This is a genomic window from Helicobacter sp. 10-6591 (genome assembly GCF_003288805.1).
Lineage (GTDB): Bacteria > Campylobacterota > Campylobacteria > Campylobacterales > Helicobacteraceae > Helicobacter_F.
Map to the genome: position 1 here is coordinate 1 of NZ_NHYK01000018.1, position 25,384 is coordinate 25,384.

The 25,384-nt window shown below is 39.1% G+C and carries 24 protein-coding genes, 1 tRNA gene and 1 pseudogene; 12 read left to right on the top strand and 14 right to left on the bottom strand.

Going from position 1 to position 25,384, the window contains the following annotated elements; all coding sequences use genetic code 11:
- Window positions 1-127: 127 nt before the first annotated feature.
- From CCY97_RS06425 to hisD, 13 genes are all read right to left on the bottom strand, one after another.
- Window positions 128-1,078 (bottom strand): catalase, encoded by a 951-nt coding sequence (locus tag CCY97_RS06425; RefSeq protein WP_112064657.1) that lies wholly within the window; start codon window positions 1,076-1,078, stop codon window positions 128-130.
- Between the two features lie 41 nt (window positions 1,079-1,119).
- Window positions 1,120-1,629, bottom strand: a complete 510-nt coding sequence (locus CCY97_RS06430; RefSeq protein ID WP_112064658.1) for a DinB family protein — start codon at window positions 1,627-1,629, stop codon at window positions 1,120-1,122.
- A gap of 153 nt (window positions 1,630-1,782) precedes the next feature.
- Window positions 1,783-2,439 carry a lactate utilization protein C gene (locus CCY97_RS06435; protein WP_112064659.1) on the bottom strand — a complete coding sequence of 219 codons (657 nt, stop codon included), beginning with the start codon at window positions 2,437-2,439 and terminating at the stop codon, window positions 1,783-1,785.
- Entirely contained in the window at window positions 2,432-3,883 is a 1,452-nt protein-coding gene (locus CCY97_RS06440; protein ID WP_112064660.1) for a LutB/LldF family L-lactate oxidation iron-sulfur protein, read from the bottom strand. Before CCY97_RS06440 ends, CCY97_RS06435 begins: the two co-directional genes overlap by 8 nt.
- A 27-nt stretch (window positions 3,884-3,910) precedes the next feature.
- A complete protein-coding gene (locus CCY97_RS06445; RefSeq protein ID WP_112064661.1) occupies window positions 3,911-4,642 on the bottom strand; it encodes a (Fe-S)-binding protein in 732 nt (243 codons plus the stop codon).
- 319 nt (window positions 4,643-4,961) lie between these two features.
- Window positions 4,962-5,924, bottom strand: coding sequence for an alpha-2,3-sialyltransferase (locus CCY97_RS06450; protein ID WP_146744517.1), 963 nt, complete (start codon window positions 5,922-5,924; stop codon window positions 4,962-4,964).
- Window positions 5,925-6,271: 347 nt separating this feature from the next.
- A complete protein-coding gene (hemC, locus tag CCY97_RS06455; RefSeq protein ID WP_112064663.1) occupies window positions 6,272-7,210 on the bottom strand; it encodes a hydroxymethylbilane synthase in 939 nt (312 codons plus the stop codon).
- A 4-nt stretch (window positions 7,211-7,214) separates the two neighbouring features.
- A complete protein-coding gene (locus CCY97_RS06460; RefSeq protein WP_112064664.1) occupies window positions 7,215-9,053 on the bottom strand; it encodes a proline--tRNA ligase in 1,839 nt (612 codons plus the stop codon).
- Between the two features lie 25 nt (window positions 9,054-9,078).
- Complete coding sequence (gene hemA, locus CCY97_RS06465; protein ID WP_112064665.1) at window positions 9,079-10,413, bottom strand: glutamyl-tRNA reductase; 1,335 nt, start codon at window positions 10,411-10,413, stop codon at window positions 9,079-9,081.
- Window positions 10,413-11,327 carry a polyprenyl synthetase family protein gene (locus CCY97_RS06470; protein WP_112064666.1) on the bottom strand — a complete coding sequence of 305 codons (915 nt, stop codon included), beginning with the start codon at window positions 11,325-11,327 and terminating at the stop codon, window positions 10,413-10,415. Before CCY97_RS06470 ends, hemA begins: the two co-directional genes overlap by 1 nt.
- Window positions 11,327-11,761, bottom strand: a complete 435-nt coding sequence (locus CCY97_RS06475; protein WP_112064667.1) for a hypothetical protein — start codon at window positions 11,759-11,761, stop codon at window positions 11,327-11,329. The genes CCY97_RS06470 and CCY97_RS06475 overlap by 1 nt, the downstream gene beginning before the upstream one ends.
- A complete protein-coding gene (locus CCY97_RS06480; RefSeq protein ID WP_112064668.1) occupies window positions 11,754-12,029 on the bottom strand; it encodes a DUF2018 family protein in 276 nt (91 codons plus the stop codon). Before CCY97_RS06480 ends, CCY97_RS06475 begins: the two co-directional genes overlap by 8 nt.
- A gap of 18 nt (window positions 12,030-12,047) precedes the next feature.
- Window positions 12,048-13,328: a histidinol dehydrogenase gene (hisD, locus tag CCY97_RS06485; protein WP_258457068.1), complete on the bottom strand. Its 1,281-nt coding sequence runs from the start codon at window positions 13,326-13,328 to the stop codon at window positions 12,048-12,050.
- Between the two features lie 206 nt (window positions 13,329-13,534).
- Here hisD and CCY97_RS06490 point away from each other — a divergent pair, with 206 nt between their 5' ends.
- The 12 genes and pseudogenes from CCY97_RS06490 to CCY97_RS08280 all read left to right on the top strand — a co-directional run bounded on the left by CCY97_RS06490 (window position 13,535) and on the right by CCY97_RS08280 (window position 24,088).
- Window positions 13,535-13,762, top strand: a complete 228-nt coding sequence (locus CCY97_RS06490) for a FeoA family protein (RefSeq protein ID WP_112064670.1) — start codon at window positions 13,535-13,537, stop codon at window positions 13,760-13,762.
- Between the two features lie 196 nt (window positions 13,763-13,958).
- A complete protein-coding gene (gene ppsA, locus CCY97_RS06495) occupies window positions 13,959-16,382 on the top strand; it encodes a pyruvate, water dikinase (RefSeq protein ID WP_112064671.1) in 2,424 nt (807 codons plus the stop codon).
- A gap of 94 nt (window positions 16,383-16,476) precedes the next feature.
- The gene (locus CCY97_RS06500) at window positions 16,477-17,538 is read left to right on the top strand and encodes a glycosyltransferase family 10 (RefSeq protein ID WP_112064672.1); all 1,062 of its coding nucleotides are present in this window, start codon (window positions 16,477-16,479) and stop codon (window positions 17,536-17,538) included.
- Window positions 17,539-17,611: 73 nt separating this feature from the next.
- Entirely contained in the window at window positions 17,612-18,418 is an 807-nt protein-coding gene (locus CCY97_RS06505) for a TerB family tellurite resistance protein (protein ID WP_112064673.1), read from the top strand.
- Between the two features lie 73 nt (window positions 18,419-18,491).
- The gene (locus tag CCY97_RS08520; RefSeq protein ID WP_258457069.1) at window positions 18,492-18,968 is read left to right on the top strand and encodes a hypothetical protein; all 477 of its coding nucleotides are present in this window, start codon (window positions 18,492-18,494) and stop codon (window positions 18,966-18,968) included.
- 190 nt (window positions 18,969-19,158) lie between these two features.
- A pseudogene (locus tag CCY97_RS08525) lies at window positions 19,159-19,320 on the top strand (polysaccharide deacetylase family protein); the annotation flags it as partial.
- Window positions 19,321-19,380: 60 nt separating this feature from the next.
- Window positions 19,381-19,524, top strand: coding sequence for a hypothetical protein (locus tag CCY97_RS08530; protein WP_258457070.1), 144 nt, complete (start codon window positions 19,381-19,383; stop codon window positions 19,522-19,524).
- A gap of 23 nt (window positions 19,525-19,547) precedes the next feature.
- Window positions 19,548-20,345: a class I SAM-dependent methyltransferase gene (locus CCY97_RS06515; RefSeq protein ID WP_258457071.1), complete on the top strand. Its 798-nt coding sequence runs from the start codon at window positions 19,548-19,550 to the stop codon at window positions 20,343-20,345.
- 99 nt (window positions 20,346-20,444) lie between these two features.
- Window positions 20,445-20,520, top strand: a tRNA-Val gene (locus CCY97_RS06520).
- A 32-nt stretch (window positions 20,521-20,552) separates the two neighbouring features.
- Window positions 20,553-21,818 (top strand): glycosyltransferase, encoded by a 1,266-nt coding sequence (locus CCY97_RS06525; protein WP_258457072.1) that lies wholly within the window; start codon window positions 20,553-20,555, stop codon window positions 21,816-21,818.
- Window positions 21,790-22,620 (top strand): glycosyltransferase, encoded by an 831-nt coding sequence (locus CCY97_RS06530; RefSeq protein ID WP_112064675.1) that lies wholly within the window; start codon window positions 21,790-21,792, stop codon window positions 22,618-22,620. The genes CCY97_RS06525 and CCY97_RS06530 overlap by 29 nt, the downstream gene beginning before the upstream one ends.
- A complete protein-coding gene (locus tag CCY97_RS08280; RefSeq protein WP_181562849.1) occupies window positions 22,610-24,088 on the top strand; it encodes a glycosyltransferase family 9 protein in 1,479 nt (492 codons plus the stop codon). Before CCY97_RS06530 ends, CCY97_RS08280 begins: the two co-directional genes overlap by 11 nt.
- Before the next feature lie 31 nt (window positions 24,089-24,119).
- Here CCY97_RS08280 and CCY97_RS06540 read toward each other — a convergent pair whose 3' ends face one another.
- Complete coding sequence (locus CCY97_RS06540; protein WP_181562850.1) at window positions 24,120-25,376, bottom strand: glycosyltransferase family 4 protein; 1,257 nt, start codon at window positions 25,374-25,376, stop codon at window positions 24,120-24,122.
- Window positions 25,377-25,384 lie beyond the last annotated feature (8 nt).

A 25,384-nucleotide genomic window follows, 5' to 3' on the forward strand; every position in this document is an offset into this window, starting at 1 on the left:
TTCTATTCTTGTAAGAGATTTGCCCTGTATTGAAGGACTGAAAGTTATCAATAAGCCAAATGTTGCAGTAGTCAGTGTGATAAAGGCAAAATGAGGGGTCGCCTAGAAACTAGGCTTTGTAAGCTAGCTAGTTTCTAAACCCAAAAGTAATACCATAGACTTCATTTCTTATCTGGAAAAGCGGGTCTTTTGGCTCACTTATACCACTTGGAAGATCTGAAGGAAAAAATACTTCAAAGTTACATTCATAATCACTCAAAGAATCCACCTTAAAGTTTCCAAGTAAGACTTCTTTATGCTTCCCCTTCCAAAGCGCTGTGGTGTCATCTATTCTGTCATTTTTGTTTGGGTAAGTCAGATACATTTTATAAACTATGGGTGCTTTCTTTATAGAATCTTTAAAGTTTTCAAGCAGAAAATCTTTACCCATTGTTTCTAACTCTTGCTTGTTTGCATACTCTACTTTTGTAGGTTCTAATCGCCATCTAGCAGGGAAATAGTTACCTTTTGAATCTTTAAAATGAAAAGTATGCGTGCTAAAAAATGGTGTGTATGCCACATTTTTTGTTATACCCATTGTTTGTAGATATTTCTCGTAGTTTCTAAACGAATCTATTTCTTGTGTAAGTTTTTTTATCTGCGCCTCATCTACTTTGCCATCTTTAGGAACACGCATTTCCAAAAACTGTCCAAACTCTTCTGCATTTTTCGCAAAATTAATCTCTGCATTGAGCATAACCATTGTCCAAGATTCTGTGTCGCCTTGCATTTTTATAGCCATACCGCGTCCCTTGCTATTGTCATTATCTAATGCACCGCCAAGAGAATAACGCACTTCAATAGGAATGCTTTTTTGTTTTAAAAATTCTGAATTGACAATCTTTGTAGCGTTTGCTACAGGTTCAAATACGCCTTTCGCACAAAAACCTTTTGAATGGTTGATCTTTGCATGTGGTTTGATCTTTGTGTGGTTGAGTTGATAGAAAAGGTCTGCTATCTCTTGGGCGCTGTAGTCCTTTGCTGTACAGAAGCTAAACGCTACAAGTGTGGCTGTAAATACCGAAGTTAGTGTTCTCATGTTTTCTCCTAATTTGTTTGTTTTTTTGCTAAGAAAGAAGCCTAATCTAAAGGCATTCCTAGCATTCCTCCAAAATCATTGTCGATTTTCAACGCATCAAGCGCACCTGCAATCTGTCCCCTATGGTGTATAGAATGATTAAGTATCGAAAGATACATATACCCACGCGATTTTTCAAACGCAACCTCTGAGAGTTGCAAAACTTCTTTACTGCTAAAATCTTGTGTGTTTTGGATAATTTCAATAACAGCTTGATTGCTTTCAAGCAAAATCTCACTGAGTTTTTTCATATCATTTATGGATTTTAAGAGCTTAAGCGAAGCTATAAGACTATCCATATTTTTTGGTGGTGTTGTAGCAAATTGAGAGAATCTTTTAATAAAAATGCCTATTTCAGCAGCCATAGAGTGTTTTAATGTCTCTATGATACTTCCAAAATACAGCCCACAATCTTTTGTCAAAAGTGCATTATCAATACCACATAAAATTTCACACATGTTTTTATTGGCAAGGTAGTTGTAGTTTGCTTGAAGTAAAAGCATGTTTTTCATTCTATCTCCTTATTTGACACAGTAAGAATCCATAAATTCTTGAAGCCTTTGTTTTTGCAAAGGCACTAGATTATAGCAAGATTAGCAAGGATTTAATACGGCAGGTGCTTGATAAAAACCGAAGTGGATTTGTGAAAGAAAACTTTGTGCCAATCAATATAAGACGACATACGTCTTTCTTGGTCCATGCACACCAAAGACTGTGATAAGCTCGATATCTGCTGTGCGCGATGGACCAGCGACAAAGATAATATTACTTGGCAGTATGTCGCACCCGCTTCTTGCTTTTTCGTATTGCTTTGCAAACTCAATCCCAGCATACATATGTCGGACTATATTGTTTTTGTCCAAAAGATAGATGCAAGTGCTAGTAATAAGCGAGCTAAGTCTTGGCGCTTTGGGATGGGAAGTGAGCATAATCACACCAAGATCAGCTATCCCACAACGAGCCTGCACCACTGAAGTATCGATACTAAAAAGCTTTTGTCGCATTTCATCGACGCTTGTAGTGTAGGGGATGAAATTCGCACCTTTGAGTTTTTGTGAATCCAGTTCAACATCAGGATTAAGCAGCACATCTTTTGATTGGTTTTCTTGCAAGATTCCATTCAGAGTATTTTCAAGCTCGGCTTTGCTGCTTTCTACAACCAAAGCCTTATTATTGCTCTGATTGAGCTTGAAGGTTTCTAGCAAATCATCACTCTCAAGACGCAAAGCAGCTTCATAGTGTGGATGCGAATCTGGGATATGCTGGTTTTGAGCAATAGATTCTCTCAATCTAGCTAAGATTGTTTGTTTTGCATTACTCATAAATCACTCCTTGCATTTTTGAAACTTTTGCATGTAGCCCACCGCTAATTTGTGGAAACTCTCTGTAACGAACCCAATTTTTTAGCAGTGGTATATAAGGCGCAAGATATCTTGCTAAGAATCCAAGACTCCCTACAAGCGCCATTGCAAAGCGCCATTTTCTAGGGCTTGTAGCCATATCTGCAAACATACGCATTTGCGAGATCTCAGCAACGCTCTGCGTGCTAGGATCTGTTCCGATAACATTCTTGCGTCCTTGTCCTACGCGCTCGCTGCGCAAGTCGCGGATAAGCTCTGCTAATGGAATCTCAACAGGGCATACCTCAGAACATCTCCCACAAAGTGAGCAAAGATCAAGCACAGGCGAAGTACGATTAAGGCCAAATATCTGTGGGCTGATAACTTCCCCAATAGGACCCGGATAAGTGCTAAGGTAAGCGTGCCCTCCAATTTTGTCATATACTGGGCAGTGGTTAAGGCAGCTTCCACAACGGATACAACTCATTGATCGGTAATAATGTGAATCTCTTAGCATATTAGATCGATTGTTATCTAGTAGCACTATATGAACTTCTTTAGGGCCATCAAGCTCGCCTTCCTTTCTGGGAGATGTAATAATGTTGTTGTAGCAAGTAATAGGCTGCCCTACGGCTGATGGTGCAAGCAGCGCATTAAGTATCGCGGCATCCTCGAAGTTTTCCACCACCTTTTCGATTCCACAGATTGCTACATGGATATCACACGCAGTGGTACTCATCCTCCCATTGCCTTCGTTTTCTATAAGCCATATTGCCCCTTCATTTGCTATCGCGAAATTCACTCCGCTTAAACCCATTTTAAATTCTACAAATTCTTTGCGCATATGCTTTTGGGCAATGGCATTAAGCTTCTGAGGTTCGTTTTCTAGCGGTGCATTGAGCTTTTTATGGAACAGCTCGCCAATCTCATAACGATTTTTATGGATTGCCGGGACGACTATATGCACAGGGGGTTCGTGTAGAAGTTGCAAAATCAGCTCGCCCAAATCCGTCTCGATAGCCTCAAAGCCCTTGGATTCTAGAAAATGATTGAATCCAATTTCCTCGCTCGCCATAGACTTGCCCTTAAGGACTTTGGTTATGTTTTTTTCTCGCATAAGATCGTAGATAAGCTCATTTGCTTCATCTGCATTGTTTGCCCAATGCACCTTGATTCCATTCTGTGTCGCATTTTTCTCAAAAAGCTCTAAGTTTGCATCAAGTTTGCGTAGATTTTTTTGCTTGAGTTCTTTGGCTTTGGTTTTTAATGTATTCCAATCCAAAAATCGCGTATTTATGAGTTTCTTGCGATTAGTGCGTAGTGTATCCATTGCATTAAGCAGATTTGATCGTAGCTGTTTGTTGTTTAGTCCAGATTCTATAGCCTCATGGAATTGGGTTTTGAGATTTTGTTGTGTTGCGCTCATTTTTGCTCCTTTAGTTTATAAGATCTTTTACAGACCAATACGTGCAGCGAGAAAATCATACAAATGCATATATTTTATATCCACACCTTGCTTTTTTATTGCACCGCTGATATTAAGCAAGCAGCCAGAATCTGCAGAGATGAGGTATTCCACATTACGCGATTTAATATCTGCTATTTTCAGACTTACCATCGCATGTGAAATCTCTGGCTCTTTGACGCTAAAGCTTCCGCCAAATCCACAACACTCCTCCTCCCGATCCAATTCGATTAGATTGACATTTTTAAGGCTGCTAATAAGCGCCTTTGCGGAATCCACACATTTAGCCACCCTTAAAGCATGACAGTTGCTATGCCAAGTCACAGATACAGGCTCTCCCTTATCCTCGTAATCTACTTGAAGTTCTTTATGGAGGAATTCACTCAATTCATAGATTCTCTGGGAAAATCTGCGTGCTTTTTCCTCATACTCGCTACCAGCGAATAATTCTCCATAATCTACGCGAAGCATTCCCGTGCAAGAGCCGCTTGGTAGCACGATAGGGATATCTTCTGCAAAGAGTTCCATATTATAGAGGGCGACTTGTTTTGTTTCCTCATAATAGCCGGAGTTATAGCTTGGTTGCCCACAGCAAGTCTGGTCTTTTTTGAAAACCACTTCAATACCTTCTTTTTGTAAGAGTTTGATAGCATTTATGCAGGTATTCGCACAAACTGCTGTTCCAATGCATGTAGAGAAAAAATAGACTTTCTTTGACATCGAGTTTCCTTCAGGTGAAATGTTGTTTGTGGTTCTAGATTGTATCGACCTTAAGGTAATCTGTTTGCTAAAAAATCAAAGGAGCAAAGAAAAGAGAACAAAAGACAAATAAACCACAAGAAATTTTGCAAGTTCTCAGTCCATCACTTTTAGATACATCTTTACAAATTTCTTGCTTTAAAAAACTGTATACAAAAAAATTCGTTTTTAAAAAGCGTGAGGTGAGGGAGGTGAGGGAGGTAGAGCTGTAGATGGGACATTAAGAAATTTATAAAGAGAAGATACCAAAAGAATGCTTGCTCGTGAAAACTTGGCACTTTTAGAATCTTTTTGGCTTCTTAAAACAATACTTGAGGTCGCGAGGCAGGCGTGCTAAATCATAGAGGAGCTTAAGATAAAAGTTATTTTTTACTCTGCCACGTTTTGAATAATCTATATGTTCATTCAACGCTCTAAAAGTGCGGTAAGCGTGCTCTGGTGGCAAGATAATATCATTTGTGTAATTTGAAGGCTTTTTTTCTGGTTTTGCTGTGTTGTTTGTAATGGGTGCTAGAGGGATATAGTGCGAGAGTGGGCTAGCAGGAGAGAGTGAATAAAACTCTACATTGTAGGTTTTTGCTAAAAATTCTAATGCTTCTAGGTCTGCTGCTTTGCTGTGATAGCTTTCTTGCTGAGGTTCTTGTGGAAGTGTGATATTTTCAAATCCATCTGGCACAAGCTTTAAGATATTTGTTTTAGAATGATTGAAGGCATAATTTTTACCCTCATAAAAGTCAATGCCTGTTAAATAAATTTCTCTATATCCTAGCGCGACAGCTATCGCACAGAGGTAGATTCCGCTTCTTGGATTTTTGTTAGAGTAGAGTTTTTGTAAGCTATCATATTCTAAAAATTCGCCAATATTTTCTGAGAGTCTGCCGTTGTAGAGGGTGTCAATAAAGCTGTGCTTATAGAGGACTCTTAATAAAAAGTTGGATTTTACATGGAATTCATCTCTTGAAGTTGAGATAAATGGGCTGTCATTGATAATTACAGAATCTATTTTGTATTCCTGTGTGTTATTGAGAACTTGCATAGTGTAGATATGCTCAAAAAGTGTTTGGTGTGCAAAGGTTACTGCCCTGATGTTCTTCCCTAAATAGTACGCGTCTTCTAAATAGAACTGATTTACGCGAAATACCTCATAAGAAAGAGGCAAGCGTGCATAATCAATAGCAGTTAGGCTTGGTCCATTGCCTGCCACAATGGCTTTTTGTATTTGCTGTGTGTTATCTTTTTGCATAAAACACCCGTAATACAAAAAGATAAAAATATGCAACAAAAAACCTCTTTATTGATGCAAAAAAATAGATTGTATATAAATGGCATTGAATACAGAGGTTATTTACCCCCCCCCCACCCATTGCTTATTTCTTGTCCCAAGTAACTTATTATCTGACTTGAGTTTTAAAAGCTTGTTTTCTTTCTGCATATTTACCCCTGTATTTGTGATGAATCTTGAGCAGAGAATACATTTCTTACATCTAGCAAACCCAACACCAACTTATTTACTAGCAGCAGTATAACTCCTTGCCTAGAATATTTCACTTCGTTTGTGCTACTTCAATCTTCTTAAGGCTTTATGGTGGCCTAAATCATTTCATATGCTTTAGCTAAAAGCTCTCTAGCGCCCTGTGCAATAAAATGCTTTGCAAGCTCTATTCCAAGATTTTTCGCGCAATCCATCGCTGCACTTGGAATCAAAGTGCAATCAAGATGAGCGCGCATACTCTCACTTCCATCTGGCAAACCTATGATTGCCTCCAAACTCAGGCGATTCTCTTGCAAATGCGCATACACACCTATTGGCACCTGACAACCACCCTCAAGCACACGGATAAACTCTCTTTCAGCAGTGCAGCATAGACTTGTGTGTACATCTGTTAGCTTGCTTAGCTTCTCTACTAAAGCTGTATTATCCAACGCACATTCAATCCCAAGCGCACCCTGCCCCATAGCTGGCAGCATAAAATCAAGTGGCTTAAGGTAAGTGATCTCTTTAGTAAGTTCCAAGCGCGCAATAGCAGCATTTGCTAGGACTATCGCATCAAACTCGCCATTTTGAAGCTTCTGTAATCTCGTCTGGACATTTCCACGCAGAGAGAGCGTATCATAATCCTTACGATAGAGCTTAAGCTGCATACAGCGGCGCAAAGATGTGCTACCAATCTTTGCGTTCTGTGGCAATGCATCAAGGTTTGCGTATCTTTGACTGACAAAACAATCTCTGTGATCAGACCTTTTGATAATGGCTACAAGCCCAAGCCCTTGTGGAAACTCCACAGGCATATCTTTGAGACTATGCACAGCCAAATCAATCTCACCACTTAAAAGCAATTCTTCTAATTCTTTAGTAAAAAGACCCTTGCCACCAATCTTAGCTAACGGTACGTCAAGAATCTTATCGCCCTGTGTTTTAACGACTTTTAGCTCGCACTCCATTCCAAGCTCATCTTTTAAGCGGGCTTTGATATGCTCTGCTTGCCAAAGCGCGAGCTTACTTCCCCTCGTGCCTATAATAAGTGACATACTTTTATACCTTCAGAGAATCTAAGACAATCTCTTGAATCTGTGCAGATTCTATAATGCGCTTCTCTAAGCCCTCACGCAAAATCCACTCTACTCTGCCTTTGTCTAACTCCTTGCCAACTACCACTGCTTGATGGAATCCAATAAGTTCAAAGTCCTTTATCTTAAATCCAAAGTGTTCATCCCTATCATCAAGCAACACATCAACACCTTCAAGCTTGAGATTCTGATACAGAATATTTGCAAACTCTACTTGCGCGTGCTTTTTTGTGTTTGAGATAATAATAAGCACATCAAACACCCTCACGCCATTGCCCCATACACAGCCAAATTCATCGCTTTTCTGCTCCAAGATAGCCGGCAGGAGTCTGCTCACCCCAATACCATAACAGCCCATAATAAGTGGCTGTGATTTTCCCTGTGTGTTTAAAAAAGTCGCATTAAGACTTTGGGAGTACTTGCTTCCAAGCTTAAAAATATGCCCAACTTCTATGCCCTTGTTCATCGAAAGCGCGCAACCACAATTTGGACACAAATCACCCTCTTGCACACTTACAATATCTGCATACACGACATTATTAAGTTCGCTAAACTCATCCAAATCTACAGCTACAAGATGGTAATCTTTCTTATTAGCACCACAAATCAAATCCTTGCCACCGCGCAAAGATTCGTCAAAAATCAATGTGCCCAGGACCTTTTCTTGCAAGGGCTTGAGTAACTCTTGCAAACCCAATGCACCTAGAAAACCTTCACTCAAACCCATTTGGGCTAACTCTTGAGAATCTAGTTCTGTAAATCCAAGATAGTGCTTGTGTGTATCAAGGCCATTTAATACATTGAGTGCTTTTGTCTCCTCGCAAATATCATCACCGCGCAAGAAGAAAAACACAATCTCTTCTTTGAGAACACCTTGTGTTTGGCTTCGTTCGAAAACCGCCTTTTTGGCCACACATTTCATCGTATAAAAAGGATGTACTTTAAAAAACTCACAAAGAGATTCTATACTTTTTACTCCGGGTGTGAAAAACTCTGCAAATCTAGCCTTTGGCGCATCGTGCAAAAATCCCTGTTCCAGAGAATCTGAGCTATAAGAGTAAGAATTCTCTCTTGGGGCATTCTTTGGCTTTCTCTTTGCTACTTCAATATTTGCGGCATATTCGCAAGAATTGCAGACAGCTAAAGTATCTTCGCCATTTGGACAAAGCAGCATGAATTCTTTGCTACCACTTCCGCCAATCGCACCACTATCAGCCTCAACGACCTTATATGCCAAATCCAAACGCTCTAAAATCCTACGATAAGCGCGCTCCATATTCTCAAACTCTCTATCCAAATCTTTTATATCTGCATGGAAACTATAAGAATCCTTCATCACAAACTCTCTTGCGCGCAATAAGCCAGATCTAGGGCGCACCTCATCACGAAATTTCGTATGAATCTGGTAGAGATTAAGTGGAAGCTGCTTGTAGCTTTTGATAAAAGATCTTGCAAGAAAGGTTACCATCTCCTCATGTGTAGGTCCTAATACAAAATCATTATCCTTTCTGTCTTTGAAACGCAAAAGCTCTTTGCCGTATTTCTCATAGCGCCCACTTTCTTGCCATAGCTCAGCGGGCGTAACAAACCCAAGCAATACTTCTTGTGCGCCTGCCTTATCCATCTCTTCCTTGATAATCAAGCGGATTTTGTCAAGTACTTTTTTGCCCAGTGGCAGAAAATTATAGATTCCGCTTCCTACTTGCTGTATATAACCAGCACGGACAAGATAAGAGTGACTTTTTAACTGCGCATCTTTTGGGCTTTCTTTGAGTGTAGAGACAAAAACCTCAGAAAATCGCATATATTCTCCTTCATACAAAATTCTTTTAATTCTTCACATCATATTCTTCACATTTGTACTTGTTGAGTAGCACAATGTCATCAGCAATATCAAAAATATTCTTAACAGCCTCAATAATTGGATCAGAACTGATACTTTCACTTGCTTCTTTTATACGTTGCGTAGGGTTGTGTAAAAATGTATTGAAAGCATTATGCAAGATTTTCTCTATATTTGTTCGATACTCCTCAGGCACAAAACCCTTCTTTATAGCTCGCTCAAGCTCTTTGAGACAAGAATCCTTTGCTAAAGCCCTGATATGCTTTATGACCGGCTCAACTCCAAGACTTTGCAACCACTTGAAAAACTCTTGCACAAAACTCTCTATAATCTTATGTGCTTGCTCAGCATGCTTTTGGCGTCTTGATTTGTTTTGCGTGATAATTTCTTGCAAATCATCCACACAATAGATTTCTAGATTCTCACATTCTACATTTTCAATATCCCGTGGCACAGCCAAATCAATCCAAATACGTCTCTTACTTGTTGGTGTAATCAACTCTTTACCAACCACAGTATGCGGCGCACCTGTGGCTGAGATAAACACATCGCTTTCTTGCAGAGAATCTTTGAGACAATCAAAGGGCTTGACTTCTATGCTTGCCTTGGTCTTTATCTGCTCTTGTAATCCATGAAGAATATCTATGGCATTTTGCATATTGCGATTGAGCAGAGTAATACTTACTTGATATTTACACAAATGCTTTAAGGCCAAAACTCCTATCTCGCCTGTGCCAAGAATGGCTATTTTTTTATCATCCAATTCAGTGTTGGCAATGCTTAGTTTTTGCAAGAGTAATTCAATCGCTGCTCCTGCCATAGAAGTATGGCTTGAGGAAATATCAATTGTATTGCGCACGCTTGCAGCACATTTGAAAGCGTAATGCATCACTCTTGTCATATCTTTAGCACATAGCATATTTTCATATGCCAAGCGATAGGCGTCTTTGAGCTGACCTGTGATTTGTGTCTCACCAACCACAAGACTGTCAAGACTGGCAGCTACACAAAAAATGTGATAAACCGCGTCTTGATTTTGCTTGATGATTGCGTGTTTTTGTAAAACAGAGAGGGGGACTTGTTTGGCAGATTCTAAAGCAAGAGAGAGATATTCTATTGCTTTTTGGCTATCACGCACAATCACATAAACTTCTACTCTATTGCAAGTTGAAAGCAGTACAGCCTCTTTGATGTTTTCATCATTACGCACTTTGGTCAAAAACTCTACAATCTCATTATCTGTAAATGCTAGCTTTTCGCGCAGAGCAAGATCCATACTTTTATGTGAAAAACTCAACACCAAATATGTTATATCCTGCATCAAAACTCCCTTTCAATCATGCTCTCAACTATTGCGCTAAGTTCCGGATTGCACTCATTTTTGATAGTTTCCAAACTTATCTTTGCATAGGATTTCGCCAAATCTATGCTCTCTGTGATACAAGCATAACGCACAAGACACTCTTTTAGCCAGACTTGATCTTGTATGTCTAATTTCTTGGCAAAAAGACCCAAAAACCTCTCCTGCTCTGCTTGCGTAGCATGTGAGAAAAACAATATAAAAGGCAGAGTGCTTTTGCCTTCGCTAAGATCACTCATAGCAGGCTTGCCTAAAGTCGCAGCATCTTGGGTGACATCCAAAATATCATCGATGATTTGGAAAGCAATCCCAAGATTCTTGCCATAAATTTTATATTTATAGGAATCTAAGCCGCTTAAGATTGCCGCGGATTCTGAGCTTGCTGCAATAAGTGAGGCTGTTTTATTCTCACACATTCTCAAGTAACGCTCTTTATTGGCATTAAAACTTTCGCTCATAAAGACATCCTCTGCTTCACCAATTGAGAGCTTCACAACAGAATCTGAGAGGCTTTGGGCAATCTGTAAAGGCAATTTAGTAAGCTCAAAAAACGCCTTTGCATACAAAATATCGCCAAGCAAAATCGCGTTTTTATTCCCAAAATTTGCATGAAAAGAGGGGCTATTCCTACGAGTAGGGGCATTATCAATCACATCATCATGCAGCAAACTTGCACTTTGTATAAGCTCGATTATTGCACAAAGCTCTAAAGCCTGCTTACTTTCCTTGCAGATTGCTAAAACAAGCTTAGAACGCAACATCTTGCCATGTATGAGCGTAGAAAAAAGCTTATCAACAAGTGCATTATCGCAATCTTTTATCATAGTCCTCATGCATTCTAAAATCTTGCTTTGACTCTGTGCAAAATCTTGCATTATTCTCCTTTCTCAGAATCTTTGGGGCTTTCCTCTACTATACTTGCTCCCACTTCTTCAAGAAAAAGCCGCAAATGTGCTTTTTTGTCATCAAAATTCTTAAAAAAAATGTGTAGTTTTGGATTGGGTTTCAAATTCTCTCCAAGTGTCAATGAAAAGCCTGCTCGTTGGTAGTCTTTATACAAAATCGCTTGGTGGTTGAATCCATCATAGTGCAGATGTATCACAAGCCCATTGTTTTTATACAGTGTCCAGCGCAGCACCAAAAGCTTTTGTACAGAATCTAAGAGGACTTTTGCACGATACTTCTGCTCTTTCTCCAAAAACAAATCTTTTTGCCAAGTAAAAAAAAGGTTTGAAGCATGCGAAACATTCAAAAACAAAAGTTGTAAAAACAGACAAAAACACCATCCATTCACAACTTTTTTATTCATAGTTTCCGAGTATTTTCCCCATCGATTCTATAGCAAGACTTTGCTTGAGGTGAGAAAGTTTATCTTTGTCTTGCTCGCTCAAGCCACATATAAAAGATCGCAACTCTTGGGAATCAATGCTTTTGGATTCCAAAAAAAGCTCGATTGCACAAATTTCATCTAGCAACCGCTCTAATTCCAAGCCAACAAGTGTGGGTGAAGCATTTAAAATCACTTCCTTCCACTTATCTATAGGAGACTTTCCAAAAAGCTCTAAATCCTCTAGCATCACTACATCCTTAATATCTTATTTCAAAGAATCCACACGCGCAAGCACTGCTTGCTGATGGGATTGGAGTCCTTCAATCTCTGCAAGGTGCGCACAAGATGTTCCAAGCTCACGCATTGCCTGCTTACTAAAAGAGATGATGGAGGTCTTTTTCATGAAATGCTCCACGCCAAGCGGAGAGAAAAACCTCGCACTTCCACCTGTAGGCAGCGTGTGATTAGGACCTGCGAGATAATCGCCTATTGGTTCGCTTGTCTGCTCACCTAAAAAGATCGCACCGGCATTTTTGATATAAGGTAAAAGCGAGAATGGTTCATCAACGAGCAGTTCTAAATGCTCAGGCGCAATCTCATTCATAAGATCTATGCTTTCTTGTATGTCTCTTGTATGGATAAATACACTGCGGTTTTTCATGCTGGATTCTGTAATTTCACGACGCTTCAGAGTTGGCAGAATATCTTGTATTTCTTGGCGCACAGATTCTATAAGCGCTAGGTCATCGGTTATCAAAATAGCGCTTGCAAGCTCATCATGCTCTGCTTGAGAGAGTAAATCCCAAGCGATATAGCGAGCATTTGCCCCACTTTGGGCAATGATACCAATCTCGCTGGGTCCTGCAATCATATCAATATTCACATCACCAAAAACAAGTTTTTTTGCAGTAGCCACATAGATATTACCAGGTCCAGTAATCACATCTACATTCTTTATCCCTGCTTTAGAATCTCCATATGCCATAAGTCCGATAGCACTCGCTCCACCAATTTTATAGACTCTGAAGGTAGGAAACAGATGCAAAGTGCTTAACAATAGCTGATTTGGTTGGTTATAAGGGGTTGGCGAGCATACTACGATCTCCTCCACTCCAGCTACAATAGCAGGAATAGCATTCATCAAAAGTGAGCTAGGATAAGCCGCCTTGCCACCGGGTATATAAAGACCGGCACTTTGTATGGGTGAGACCTTCTGTCCTAAGACAGTGCCATTTGATTCTATGTCAAACCACGACTTCTCTTTTTGCTTCTGATGGAAAGCAGAAATTCTCTCATAAGCCTTGTGTAAGGCTTGTTTGGTGGTAAGGCTAAGATTCTCATAAGCTTTCTTGCATTCTTCTTGCGTGATAAGAAGGTCATCCAGGCTTTTTGGCTGCCAAGAATCAAATGCACTCACATACGATAAAACTGCCTCTATACCATTCTCTCTGACATCATCTAAAATATTTTGCACACTCTCTCTTACACCTGTAATATCCATCTTGCCACGCAAAAGAATCTGCGCAAAATCATTCTTAAAATTCATATCCGTTGTTTTAAGGATTGGTGTAAGACAAATCATTTTGGAAAGTCTCCTATAGATGGGTGGTTGGATTCCTAGAATAAGTCGTGGTGTGTGGTGAGACAAGCGACGCATTATAGCAGAGAAACTCAATTTCAAGGAATCTAAAGCAGCACTCCGCTACAATGCCAAGTCTTTAGACTAAATTAAGACTTAAGGTAAATACAGCAATGAATCTCTATGACTGCCAAAAGGGCAAACACTACAAAATCACACAATTAAAGACACAAGATGAGATTCTCAAACACCGATTGCTCACAATGGGAATCTACGAAAATGCAATCATCAGCATATCTCATACAACTCTGACAAAATCAACCATTGCAGTTATGATAGGGAATACACAAATAGCTCTAAGAGGAAATGAAGCAAAAAGCATAGAGGTAGTAGCACTCTAAAAGTCTTAAACAATACATGATTTTTCTACATCATACTCACTTGGGATATTTAAGATTTTTTTTTTTTTTAGAGTAGCAAAAATTCACACATATGCCATAGCCTCATGGAGTTTTCTTGAATAAGTTAGGCAGATTTAAGATTTGAGTTACTAAAATGCTCATTTGAATCTTAAATCCAGTAGGGAGAAAAGGCTAGATGAAATATATCAAGTTTTTTAAGGAGCTTAACAATAAAGATGTGCCTATTGTGGGTGGAAAAAATGCAAGCATTGGAGAAATGTTCCAAGAACTTGTTTCAGAAGGCATAAAAGTCCCAAATGGATTTGCTATTACAAGCGATGCGTACTGGTATTTACTTGATTGTGGTGGTATCAGAGAAAAAATCAAAGAATTGCTCCAAGATGTAGATGTAACTGAAATCGATGTCCTTAAAAACCGCTCTAAAAAAATCCGAGAACTTATTTTTGGCACGCCATTTCCCGATGATTTGAGAGAAGAGATTTTCAAAGCCTATGAGATTCTAAGCCAAGAGTATAATATGAAAGAAGCCGATGTCGCCGTCCGCAGCTCTGCTACTGCTGAAGATCTCCCGGATGCAAGCTTTGCGGGACAACAAGATACCTACCTGAGCGTTAAAGGAAAAGTCGAGCTTATCCACTACATCAAATCCTGTCTTGCTTCACTTTTTACCGACAGAGCAGTAAGCTACCGCGCATCAAGAGGATTTGACCATTTTAAAGTCGCACTATCTGTGGGTGTACAGAAGATGGTACGCGCAGACAGAGGAAGTGCCGGGGTTATGTTTAGCATCGACACAGAGACAGGATTCAAAGATGCGGTATTTATCACAGCATCCTGGGGGCTTGGTGAAAATGTCGTAGGTGGCACTGTCAATCCCGATGAATTTTATGTCTTTAAACCAACACTCAAAGAAGGGAAACGCCCTATCATCAAACGCCAACTAGGACACAAACACCAAAAGATGGTATATGCTCCACGAGGAAGCGAACACCCAACTAAAAATATCAAAACCACCCAAAAAGAACTCAGAACATTTGCAATCACTGACGAAGATATTTTGACCCTTACACGCTATGCGATAAAAATCGAAGAGCACTACACAAAAGAAGCAGGCGAATATCGTCCTATGGATATGGAATGGGCAAAAGATGGCGATAGTGGCGAGATTTTCATCGTACAGGCACGTCCTGAGACTGTCCAAAGCCAAGCAATCAAAAAAGATGCAGGCAACCGCTTAGAAACCTTCAAATTCTCAAATCCCGATGAAAAACGTGAAATCATCCTCACAGGACGCGCAATCGGCGGTAAAATCGGTGCCGGAAAAGTGCATATCATCAACGACATAGAACATATGAATACTTTCAAAGAAGGTGAGATTCTCGTAACTGACAATACCGATCCAGATTGGGAGCCTGCGATGAAAAAGGCAGCAGCAGTAATCACAAATCGTGGCGGACGCACTTGTCATGCGGCTATTGTAGCGCGTGAGATTGGGGTACCAGCCATTGTAGGGGCAGTGGGTGCAACAGATAGACTTTATACAGGCATGGAAGTAACAGTTTCTTGCGCAGAAGGCGAAGAAGGCTACGTATATGCTGGAATCTGTGACTACGAAATCCAAACCATAGAACTCGATAACTTAAGTGATACAAAAACAAAGATATATATGAATGTAGGTAACCCTGAGAAAGCCTTTGGATTCTCAAAACTCCCAAATAGTGGTGTAGGACTAGCAAGAATGGAGCTTATTGTGCTCAATCAGATCAAAGCCCATCCGCTCGCTCTGCTTGATATGCATAATGGCAAGGGCAAAGAAATCAAAGAACGTGCAGAAATAGAAAAACTGATGGCAGGTTATGAGAATCCAAAAGATTTCTTTGTGAAAAAAATTGCAGAGGGCATTGGTATGATTTGTTCAGCCTTTTATCCAAACCCTGTAATCGTGCGCACAAGCGATTTCAAATCAAATGAATACAGAGGAATGATAGCAGGCTCTAGCTATGAGCCACAAGAAGAGAATCCGATGCTAGGCTATCGCGGTGCTAGCAGATACTATTCTGAACTTTATCGCACCGCATTTGAATGGGAATGTGAAGCGCTAGCAATGGTACGTGATGAAATGGGACTTACAAATATGAAGGTAATGATTCCATTTTTGCGCACACCTGAGGAAGGCAGAAAAGTATTAGAGATCATGCGACGCAATGGGTTAGAATCTGGACGCAATGGGTTAGAAATCTATGTTATGTGTGAATTACCTGTAAATGTGATTCTAGCCGATGAGTTTTTGAATATGTTTGATGGCTACTCTATTGGTTCCAATGACCTCACACAATTAACTTTAGGCGTAGATAGGGATGGGCAGCTTGTAAGCCATATTTTCGATGAGAGGAGTCCAGCGATGTATGCGATGTTTAAGCAAGCGATTGCTGCATGCAAGAGACATGGCAAATATTGTGGAATCTGTGGGCAAGCACCAAGCGATTATCCTGAAGTTACAGAATTCCTAGTAAAAGAAGGTATCAGTTCTATTTCGCTCAATCCAGATTCTGTCATCAAAACATGGCAGCTTGTCTCAGAACTAGAAAAGAAACTCTAAACACTCCAAAATCCAATCAAATAACTTGCATTCCATCATACAGAATTTTAGAGCGGTAGTAACCTCTCTATACAGATTGTAATAAGGGATTCCCATGAAAAAACAGATTCGCATAAATTTTTGCAATTTCAGCAATATGCAAGCAGCAGCACAAGAGCTCATAAAGATTCTCGAAAAACATTTTATTGTCATACAAGATAGAGAAAACCCCCAATATGTCTTTTACTCTGTATTTGACGCGTGGCGTGGCGATGGATGGGGTGGGAGAGATTTTTTAGAATATCCAAACAGTGTGCGGATTTTTTATACAGGTGAAAATTGTTGCCCGGACTTTAATCTCTGTGATTATGCGATTGGTTTTGATCATATTGCCTTTTTTGATAGATATGTGCGATTCCCACTATATTTTTTCTACTTCAAAGATCTCAAACACGCATTAAACAAACACAAAGACATTAGCCCTGAGATTCTTAAAAGCAAGTCAAGATTTTGCAACTTCATCGTAAGCAACCATGGTTTGGCAGATCCATTCAGAGAAAAAGCCTTCAGAGCTCTCAACCAATACAAGCATATAGATTCTGCTGGAGGATTTCTTAACAACACAGGATATAAGCTCACAGACAAATTTGCTTTCCAAAGTGAGTGCAAATTTTCGCTTTGTTTTGAGAATAGCTCACACATAGGATACATCACAGAAAAGCTTATCCAAGCAGCCGCGGCAAAAACTATCCCTATTTATTGGGGTGATGAGCGTGCTTGTTTGCCAATAAGTAAAATGGGGGGGGGCATAAATAAAAAAGCCATTGTTTTTGTGGAAAATTTAGAGCAGATGGTGCAAGAAGTCCAATATCTTGATAATAATGATGAAGCATTTTTGGCAAAACTCAGAGAACCCCTCTTTTTAGATTCTCATCACAAAGACATTTTTTATGATGCCTTGGAGCAATTCTTAAAAAATATCTGCCAACAAGATTTCCAAAATGCATTCCGTAGGACACTATTTGGCTGGAATATGTATCACACAAACTACATCAAAGATATGGCATATACATACAAAAAGATACAGAGATTGAAACTACGTATAAAAAATACATTAGAAAGACTAAAAATTATGAGAATCTTGGAATACCTGAGAGTAAAAATAACGGGCAAATAAATGTGTTGACAGCCTCAAAAGCATAAGTTTTCTTTTGCTACAATCGCGCATTTAGACGTTAAGGAGCAAATTCATGGAAATCATATTGTTATTGATTGGTGCAGGGGTAGCATACTTTTTGTATATCACCCTACAAGATTATCTTAAAAACCCCCTCCACCAACAGTCCTTCCAAACACCCACACCAATACAAAATCCTCCACAAATCAGTTTTGTTGATGACGAGCAAGACCGATTACAAAAAAAGATCAGAGATAGCGAGTATGGGATTTTAAGTGCGATTTTAGGAATCTTTGCCAAAAGCGATGGTAAGGCATGCGAACTTGAGGAAGTTTTAGCTAAAGATTTGATTGCTGAAATGGTAAAAGATGCAAAAAACCAAAAAATCACAGAATCTGCGCTTTTAGAAATCTATCAAGATTCCCAAGCAAGTGAGCTAGATGAGCTTTGTAATAAGTTTTTGCTCACGACAAAAGGAGAATACAAAAAGCGTCTGAAGGTTATAGAGTTTTTGTTTGTCTTGGCATATGCAGATGGAGAATTTAGCGAGTCTGAAGAATCTGTGTTGATTGATATCGCAGCACTTTTTGAGCTCAGCAATGAAGATTTCAACAAACTCTATGATGATTTCAAATCGCTCCACACAACACCAAAAGAGATGGACAAAGCAAAAGCACTCCAAATCCTCTCTCTGGCTCCTACCTATACACAAGAGGAATTGAAAGAAAACTATCTCAAACTGCTCAAAGAAAAAAATAGCAATGTCTTAGATAATAAACAGATGGGGAAGTCGATTTTAGATTCCACCGCTAAAGATGTAAGAGAGATCCAAGAGGCATACAACTTCTTAGTACAACAAACAAACAATCATGCAAGTTGATTCTCACTCTAAGACTTCGTCCTTAAAAATTTTTATCCCATGGGATTAATGCTTTCCAACACGAAGATCTGAAATGAATAACATAAAAACATACATCAAAAATTCTCTAAAAACTCTCGAGTACCTTGGGATAGTACAAAGGTATTTTAAAGGATCGGGTGCTATTTTGATGCTCCATCGTATAGCACCTATTGATGAGAAGAAACTTCCTGCTAATGAGAATCTAAAAGTAAGTCCAGAATTTTTGGAGCATTTTATTCTGCAAGCAAAGGACAAAGGATATGAGTTTATAAGTCTTGATACCTTACACCAAAGACTTATCTCTCAGAATCTCAAGTCAAAATTCTTGTGCATCACTCTTGATGATGGCTACAAAGACAATCTCACTTATGGACTAGAGATTTTTGAAAAACATGAGATTCCATTTTGTATATATGTCTGTACCTCGTTTCCACAGGGCTCGCATGACATGTGGTGGTTTGGATTAGAAGATTTTCTGCTCCAAAGAGATGCTTTAAATTATGAAACTCTAATAGGGGGGGGGGCATAATAAGAGCTTATCAAAGCCTTTAGTTTCTTGGCTATCTGACTTACAAAGCAAACAGGCTGCTTTTCTTGCACTACGTACCAAAATAATATCCCAAGCGACAAACTATGAAAATGCAAGAGGAATCTGCGAACAATTAGGCGTAAGTTACAATCCACGTGATTATGATTCACTCACGCTTAGCTGGGATGAGATTAGCAGACTCTCTACACATCCACTTGCAACCATCGGTAATCACACACATTCGCATCCAATTTTTAATAATCTCTCTTCAAATGAGGTTTGCACAGATATTCTCAAAGCTCAAAATCTCTTTTTAGCTCATGGCATTACTCCCAAGCATTTTGCTTATCCATTTGGCACGAGAATTGAAGTAGATTCCACATACTTCAAGATCCCACAAAACCTAGGCTTTATGAGCGCAACAACAACGCGCACAGGAACAATCTACCAAGCACACAAGCACCACTTATCCGCACTGCCACGTTTTATGCTAAGCGAAAACTTCACTCTAAACAGACTCCACTCTATCCGCAAAAATCGTGTAGTAACAGATTGAATCCAACAATACAAGGAAGTGTTATGCAAATAGACTTAGAGAATAAAAACCTTACAGAATCTGAGCGTGAAGGTGTACTTGAGCTTCTAGATTCTCAAAACCATACAATCAATAATGACTTGGAGCAGATTTGGTATCTGCTAGACAAAGTGTGGGATGATATGGGGTGTGATAATAAAAATCTGGATTGGGAGAAAATAGCTGACTACTATAAACACCCTGTATGGCTACTCAATGGTCTTTTTATAGAATCTGATCCACTCTCAATGAGTATCAGAAAGTCTATTGCGCACTTCATTGCACAGAAAAACTTCAAGAAAATATGTGATTATGGAGGAGGATTTGGCTCTCTTTCAAAAGAAATAGCAGCATTATGTCCGCAATCTCAAATCTTCATCTATGAGCCATTCCCAACCCAGTATGCGAAATCTTGTATCGCTACATTTGAAAATATCTCTTTTATCGATAAATTAGAACCTCAAACCTATGATTGCTTAGTCTCAACAGATGTACTTGAACATGTAGATGATGTACTTTTATGCTTTGAGGGTATGCTGGAATCCCTACGATATGGCGGAGTAGCGTTGTTAGGAAATTGCTTTTATCCAGTAATCAAATGCCACCTGCCCAAAAACTTCCACTATCGCTATAGCTTTAAATATTTTGCAAAAGCCATGGGTGCACAATTTGATGGAGTAATCAAAGGAGCAGAATACGTGGAGATATACACCAAACAATCCAAGACAAAAAATCCCAAATTTATAATAGGGGGGGGGCAAGTAGATTGTTCTTTGCTATTATCTCAATACTTGATCCATTAAGACCGCTTGCACGCAAGATAAAGCACAAGCTCAAAAAAAATTAAACAAACTTCCGCTACAATCCCAGCCTTTCATAGATCTTACAAATCCCAACCATTTGATCGCGTAGCTCAGTTGGTAGAGCACTACCTTGACATGGTAGTGGTCGCTGGTTCAAGTCCAGTCGTGATCACCATCATACATTTTTCACAATACAAGGATGATACTTTGAAGATTTTGCATCTTTGCACTTCGGATTCTGGAGGGGCTGGTAGAGCTGCTCTACGCTTACATAAAGCACTTTTAGAACAAAAAGTAGAATCTCTTATGTTAGTGCAAAATAAAACATCCGATTTGCCAAGTGTCATCCGTCTTGCAAAATCAAAACCACAAAAGATTATGGAAAAACTCCGCCCTGCTCTCTCCCAACTCCCCTTAATGTTCTATCCGAAACGAGAAAAAGACATTTTTTCTCCCAATGGTTTGCACAATAAAACTCTCTTAAATACGATAAAAGCAATCAAACCTGATGTTTTACACTTGCATTGGATTGGTGGTGGATTCTTGCATATCAAAGACTTACAAAAGCTCAAAATGCCAATGTTATGGAGCTTACATGACGCCAACCCCTATACAGGCGGCTGCCACGTAGTGGCAGCCGCCTGTATAGGGGTTGGCGTCCATTGTAAAAAGTGCCCATTACTCAATTCCCAGAGCAAGTTTGATATAAGCTTTTGGACATTCAGGACAAAAGCACAGACCTATCCTAAACTCAACCTTACAATCAATGGCTTAAGCCGCTGGATAGCATCATGTGCTAAAGAATCTCTGCTCTTAAAAGACAAGCCAATCATAAATCTTCCAAATCCAATCGATACTAATATCTACAAACCAATACCAAAAGACATCGCAAAAGAACTCCTAGGACTTACGGCCAAAAAGACAATCATTACTTTTGGTGCTATCGGTGCAACAAGCATTGAAAGGAAAGGTTATCCACAGCTCAAAATGGCAATAAAACTCCTGCAAAATAAGCTTGATATGCAGCTTGTAATCTTTGGAGCAAGCAGTGGAGATAATATCGAAGAGGTGGAAACACTCTATTTAGGACATCTTAATGATGATATTGCACTAAGAATCATCTATAGTCTATCAGATGTGGTAATAGTGCCTAGTTTGGTAGAATCTTTTGGACAAGTCGCCTTAGAATCTCTTTCTTGTGGCACGCCTGTGGTGGCATTTGATACAAGCGGTCTTAAAGATATTATCACCCACAAAATCGACGGTTATCTCGCTAAAGCTTTTGATGCACATGATTTAAGCGAGGGCATACTTTATGTCTTAGCGCATACAAAAACATTAAGCCGCAATGCACGCCAAAAAGCTGTACAGAATTTTGATTCAAAACTTGTCAGCAAACAGTATATTGCTAAGTACCAAGAGATTCTTAATGGCTTTGTAGTAAATGAGGGGGGGGGGGCTAAAACAAAGTAAATCCCTCAAGCGCTCTAAACAACTTGCATTCTTAGAGTCTCTTGCCAAAGATCTTTCTGTATGCCAAGAATCTTATCTTTCTCTTAAAGATTTCTTTAACTTCATCTCCCAAACAAATCCACCACACTACATCGCCTTTGGCGCACTCTCTGGCACTGATATAGCACGCAAGGGCTACTCTGAGCTAGTGCTTGCTCTTAGCCAGCTCTCAGAAGACAAACCAAAATGCAAATACGAATTACTTGTGTTTGGTTCAAGTGATGGCACACAGATTCCTGATACAAAGATACATTTTCTAGGATGCAAATATGATGATGAAACCCTCTCTCTTATCTACAGTGCATCCAGGATCTTTATTGCCCCAAGTCTAGCGGAGAATCTCAGTAATACGATTATGGAATCTCTATCTTGTGGCACGCCTGTGGTGGCATTTGACATAGGTGGCAACAAGGATATGATAACCCACAAAGTCAATGGCTACTTAGCTCAAGATATTGATGATCTCAAGCGAGGGATTGCGTGGATTTTAGAGCTAGATTCTCTTCGCTACCAAGAGCTCTGTGATAATGCACGAAAAAGTGTGCTCCAGAAATTTGATGCAAGAGATGTCGCAAATAGCTATGTTGATACCTATAAGAAAATGATTGCTTCTTATAAAATTACTCTGAGGGGGGGGGGATATAGACTAAATTCTTGTGTTTTTCTCCAAACACACTCTTATAAAATCACAAACTTTTCACATGTTTTAGATTCTAGTTCTCCTGCTACACGGGAATTTATGGGTTTAAGCTATGCAGCTTAAGCTTTTGTGTGGGAATCTATGTGAAAAGAAACATTTGCGCGATTTTTGCTTTGACTCAAAGCAAATACAAGAAAGATTCCAATCTTCTAATGCTTCTTTAGAACTCATAATTTTTGTGCCAAAACAACTTTTCAAAAGCCTTGATTCTCCCCAAATACAAGAATTTGATCAGAAGGATATGTCTGCTTATAAAACTCTTGATTTCATTTATCTCCCAGATAAAAACCAAGAACGCATAGCAAATGATTTGCAAATCCCCTATTTTACTTCTTCACGACACACCAAGATTCACAAGTTCATACTAAAAATGTGCAAAAGACTGGTATTTGGTCTGCTGGATTTTGTCACAATGAAACTCGCATATTTTTGCACAAAACACAAGAGAGAGAATCTAGTCATTGTCCGAACAGATGCTATTGGGGATTATGTTTTGTTCCGTAATTTCTTGCCAATATTATCCCAACAATATGGCAAGATCACTCTTATTGGTAACTCCGCTTTTTTGGACCTAGCACTTGGCTTTGATAAAGCATATTTGCAAAAGTTTATTCCGCTTCATCCAAAAGAATTTGAACGTAATGTGCTGTATCGGATAAAAACTCTCTATAAGCTATCAACTCTAAGATTCCACACTCTTATCAATCCAATATTTAGTAGAGATAGAGTATCTGAAGTGGTAAGCAGAGCTATAAACGCAAAAGAAAAAATCGCTTCTATAGGAGATAAAAGCAATCTAGACACAATAGAATACAACCGCTTCTCCCAAACTTATACTCTACAGATAGGATGCGAATCTGGCGTGATGTTTGAGTTTGAACGCAATGCAGAATTTGTAAGCAACCTTTTACAAAGACCCATTTTGCCGCACTTCTCAATGGATATACAAACTTGTGAATTTACTTCTGATGAAATATTTAGCTTACCAAGTCCTTATGTAGTATTTTTTATAGGTGCAAGTGCGCCGTGGCGAAAATGGAGTATCCAAAATTTTTATGAGGTTGGGTTATGGCATATCAAACAAGGATTTTATATAGTTATCTGCGGTGGAAAAGAAGACAGCCAAAATGGAGAAACTTTGGTAAATATGCTCAATACTACACAAAAGAAAGCTATAAATCTTTGTGGTAAGACTTCTCTTCGCGCGTTAGCGCGAATCGTGTATAACGGCAATCATCTCTTAAGTAACGAAACTTCTTGTCCGCATATTGCGGCTTGCCTTAGACACGACATAAATATTTATGTCGTGTATAACGGCAATCATCTGTATAGATTTATCCCTTATCCAAAAAGGATAAGGGATAAATACTATGCGATTTTTCACCCTATAATCGAGAAAAATTTACTCGCTTATGGCTTCATCTCAAACTATCTACAAAACCCTAGTAAGCTTGATATTAATTGCATAAGTGCGCAAAGTGTAATAGATCTTATAAGCACTACACTAAAAAACTCAAAAGATTACGTTTAAACATCATGCAACTAAAAATTTCTAAACAATCTCACTGCGTCCAATACACTCTTTGCAAGTCTTTAAGATATTGGTTGTTTTGAAGCTTTTGGAGCACCACATGACGCCTTTTACTAAACTCATTAAAGAAAAACTCATAATTACCTAAAATTCGTTCCATAGCTGAACTCAAAGATTCTATTCCATCAAGACAATCTTCAAACACAAAAGCACCAAAGTCTTTGGCTGTCTCATTGAGCGCACCAATATCACGCACCAACGCAATACAACCAGCGATAGTAGATTCCACAATAGTAAGTCCAAAAGTCTCCATGCATTTTGTAGGCATCACGCAGAGTTTTGCATTTTTGAGAATCTGTGCAATATCTTGTGGGGATTGTCTCCCTACAAAACTACAAGGCTCAGTATCCAAACTAGTGCCAAAAAGCTCTAGTGCCAAGTTCTTGCATACTACCGTATCATCACCCTCACCTATAATCAATAGCTTGTATGAGGCAAATGATGGATTTTTCACAAGATTTGCAAACGCCCTAATAAGCAAAGGAACATTTTTTTCAGGACTTAAACGCCCAAAAAAAACAACCAAATCCTGCTTGTCCTCCAAACGCACATTTTTGTTATAAAACTTCATCTCTATGGGGTTATACACAACTTCTAATTTCGCGCTCTCATAAGAATCTTGTAGGTGCTTTTGCAGTTGAAACCTACTGACAAACAAAATCCTGTCAAAAAGCTTTTTACTATCAAGAAAGATTCCTTGATAAAAAGGCAGGCGTAAAGCTTTAAGAATTGAGTGGATAATCCCCCTTCTATCGCAATTTTTCCATGCTACTGCAAATTTAGAACGCCCAATACAATGGGTGCAAATATTTTTGGTTGTATAGTTATAAAAACCACCATTAGCACAAGGAGCAAATCCATGCTCTGTATAAATAAGGCGCACATAAGGGTTATGCCTTTTATACCATCTAAGCACAAAAAGCACACTAGGACTAAGTCTTGAGAGATAGTTTTGTATATGGATAATATCCGGCTTGGCATATTGCAAAAAGGCTTTCAGTAGACAATAATTTTTCAGATTAAAAATATATTTGATCGCTCCAATAATCTTTGGATAAGTATTCCAATCATCAAGTTGACAAAAATGGGTAGGCTTTATGCCCTGTGGCAGAGAATCTAGTAAATCACAACTTGCAACAAACACTTCAAATCGATCTTGTGTCTGCTCTATTGTGTTTCTAAATACACTTTCTGCACCACCTCTAAGAGAATCTGAGGCTATATGCAAAAGCTTCT